Source organism: Mesorhizobium sp. M4A.F.Ca.ET.050.02.1.1, from assembly GCF_003997725.1.
Taxonomy (GTDB): domain Bacteria; phylum Pseudomonadota; class Alphaproteobacteria; order Rhizobiales; family Rhizobiaceae; genus Mesorhizobium.
On record NZ_RZSG01000782.1, the window covers coordinates 1 to 2,747 of the forward strand.

Sequence of the window (2,747 nt, forward strand, 5' to 3'; positions counted from 1 at the left end):
GCATCATGACCACGACCGCCGTCAGGCCCTGCAGCAGCGCCGAGACGAAGGACAGCATGATGCCGCGCTTCAACGCCACTTCATTGGCCACCATATAGGACGAGATCACCGCCTTGCCGTGGCCGGGGCCGGCGGCATGGAAGATGCCATAGGCGAAGGAGAGGCCGATCAGCAGCCACAGCTTGCTGCCGTCCTCGCGCATCGCTTTCATGGCGACGGCGAGCGAATGGTAGAATTCCTGCTGCCTGAGATTGATCCACATCAGGATGTGGGCGAAGAGCCCGGAGGTGGAGGGCGCCGTGCCGTCATTGGTGCCGATGCCGAGCGAGCTCTGGGCGTGGGCGACATCCGGCAGATGGGTGATCACCAGGGTGGCGGCCGCTAGGCCGAGCGCCAAACGCAGCGACGGTTTCATCACCGGATCTATCCTTCTGGCGAGCAGTTCAGTTCGAGCTTGGTGGCGAAGATCTTGCTCATGTCGGTGCCTGTCGGATCGTTGAAGAACGCTTCCGTCAGGGACTTCTGGTTCTCGGCGATCGCCTCGTCCGGATCGGGGCGGATGACCTTCTTGGTGCAGGTCGAGGGCAGGCCCTCCACGGTGAGGTTCGCATCGTCGGTGAAGTCGATCGCGGTATAGAAGGTGGGGTCATAGACGCCGATGTCGATCTTGCCGGCGAGCCTGATCGGAACCTTGGGCTCGGATTCGAACAGGATGATCAGCTGGTCGTTGTCGAAATTGGCCATGAGATGTGGAGGAGGGGTCATCGCCACGTCCTTGCCGTCCTGGGTGACGAGCTGGAAATAGTTGAACTCCGCCAACGAAGAATGGACGGTGTCGGCCACTTCCTTCAGCTCCTTGTCGTCAAGCTTCAGGTCGGAGTTCTTGTCGAACTCCATCATCACCGTACTCGAAAACAGGTCGTCAAAACGCCAGAGATGGCGCAACGCCTTCACACTTTGGTGATCCTCGCTGAGGATGACGTCGAGGCGAGCCTCGGCGAAGACGTGCGGATGCACTTCGGCCGGTTCGACCGCCGCGAAGGTCGCCGCCATGGCCGAAGCCAGCATGATTGCTTGCCGTTTCAGGTGCATTGCGGATGGCGATTCCATGGGATTGGGACGACTGTCGAGAGTTACCAGAAAGGGGGCGAAATTGGGACCGTGTCAGGCGCTTTCGCGTGTCTTGAACCACTGCACCAGGAAATCGACAAAGACGCGCACCTTTGCCGGCAGATAGCGCCGGTGCGGATAGACGGCGAAGATGCCGCTGCCGGAGAGCAGGCGGTCGTCCAATGCCGTCACCAGCCGGCCGCTCTCGATCTCGGGGATAGCGATGAAATCGGGCAGCATGGTGAAGCCAAGGCCGGCAACGGCCGCGGCCCTCGCGGTCATCGGGCTGTTGACCTCGATCGGGCCGGAGACCGACACGCTCATCGTGTCGCCGGCGTCGCCTTTGAACGGCCAGTTGGTCAGCCAGCGGCCATTGGTGTCGATGATGCAGGGGATGCGGGCGAGGTCCTGCGGACGCATCGGCATGCCGTGCTTGGCGATCAGGTCCGGCGATGCGCACAGCCTGACAGAAAAGGGCGCAAGGCGCCTTGCGATCAGCGAGGAGTTCTCCAGCCTGGAGATGCGCACGGCGAGGTCGAAGCCCTCCTCGACCAGGTCGACGAAACGGTCATCGAGATGGATGTCGAGCACGATGTCGGGATGCTCCTTGGCGAAGTCGATCAGCGACTGGCCGATCGGCGCGTCGGCGAAGGTGCGCGCCGCCGAAAGCTTGATGCGGCCGCGCACATCGCCGGAGGATTCGCGCACCGCATCGGCCAGACTGTCGACCTCGCGCACGATCTCGGAGGCGCGCCTGTAGTAGGTATGGCCGGCCTCGGTCATCGAGAACTGCCTGGTGGTGCGGTTCAGGAGCAAGGCGCCTAGCTCGTCCTCCAGCTCGCGCACATATTTCGACAGCAACGCCTTGGAGCGACCGATCTTGCGCGCGGCGGCCGAAAAGCCTTCGGCCTCGACGACGTCGATGAAGGCGCGCATGCGGGTCAGCGTGTCCATGGCTCAGGCCCTTCGTGCGGCGTCGAGGAGTTTGCGGCCGAGCCGTATCAGGGCGACGTCGCTTCCGGAAGGGCCGAGCAGTGACAGCCCGAACGGGGCGCCGTCGACCGATCCGAGCGGCAGCGTGATCTGCGGGAAACCGGAGAGGCCGGAGAGGCACAATAGATGCAGTGCCCTTTCGCGGTAGGTCTGCAGCTGTTCCGGCGCGCTCTTGACGAGCGGCGCCGCGCCCGGAACCGTCGGCAGGACGAGAAAGCCATGGCTGCCGAGCAGGGCGGCGAGCTCGGCGCGGAAGGCCAGCCGGCGCGCCTCTTCGGTTGCGACCGTCCTGGCATCGACGGCTCGGCCAAAAGCGAAACGCTCGTCGACGCCCGGCCCGAGACCGCGCTCGCCGCTGCTGATCCAGTCGCCATGCTCCTGCCATGCCTCGAAGGCCTGCAGGCGGCGAAAGCACCAATAGAGCTCGTCGGGGAAGGAGGCGAAACTGTACTCCACCTGCGCCGGCTCGCCGATGACGGAAGCGGCGAGCGCCTTCATTCTGGTATATTCGGTGGCCTCGGCCGTGCCCGACACTAAGGCGTCCAGCCAGCCGATCGACAGCGGCCGGTTGAGCCCATGCTGGTGCGGGTCGCGGCCGAGGAGCAGCTTGCCGACCGCCTCATAGGTTTCGATGTCGTCGGCGA

3 protein-coding genes and 1 pseudogene are annotated in these 2,747 nt (G+C 64.1%); all 4 read right to left on the minus strand.

What is annotated here, in order from left to right:
• Positions 1-415 (minus strand): annotated as a pseudogene (locus EOA33_RS31040) (delayed-early response protein/equilibrative nucleoside transporter); the annotation flags it as partial.
• An 8-nt stretch (positions 416-423) separates the two neighbouring features.
• Complete coding sequence (locus EOA33_RS31045; RefSeq protein ID WP_127407375.1) at positions 424-1,092, minus strand: DUF1007 family protein; 669 nt, start codon at positions 1,090-1,092, stop codon at positions 424-426.
• A 72-nt stretch (positions 1,093-1,164) separates the two neighbouring features.
• On the minus strand, positions 1,165-2,064 hold the full coding sequence (locus EOA33_RS31050; RefSeq protein ID WP_126058446.1) for a LysR family transcriptional regulator: 900 nt from the start codon (positions 2,062-2,064) through the stop codon (positions 1,165-1,167).
• A gap of 3 nt (positions 2,065-2,067) precedes the next feature.
• Positions 2,068-2,747: amidase family protein (locus tag EOA33_RS31055; RefSeq protein ID WP_245482490.1), on the minus strand; the 680-nt coding region annotated here is incomplete at its 5' end.

Excerpts from the sequence above, each read along its gene's own strand:
- EOA33_RS31045 (WP_127407375.1), bottom strand. The coding sequence starts at position 1,092 with ATGCACCTGAAACGGCAAGCAATCATGCTGGCTTCGGCCATGGCGGCG.
- EOA33_RS31050 (WP_126058446.1), bottom strand. The coding sequence starts at position 2,064 with ATGGACACGCTGACCCGCATGCGCGCCTTCATCGACGTCGTCGAGGCC.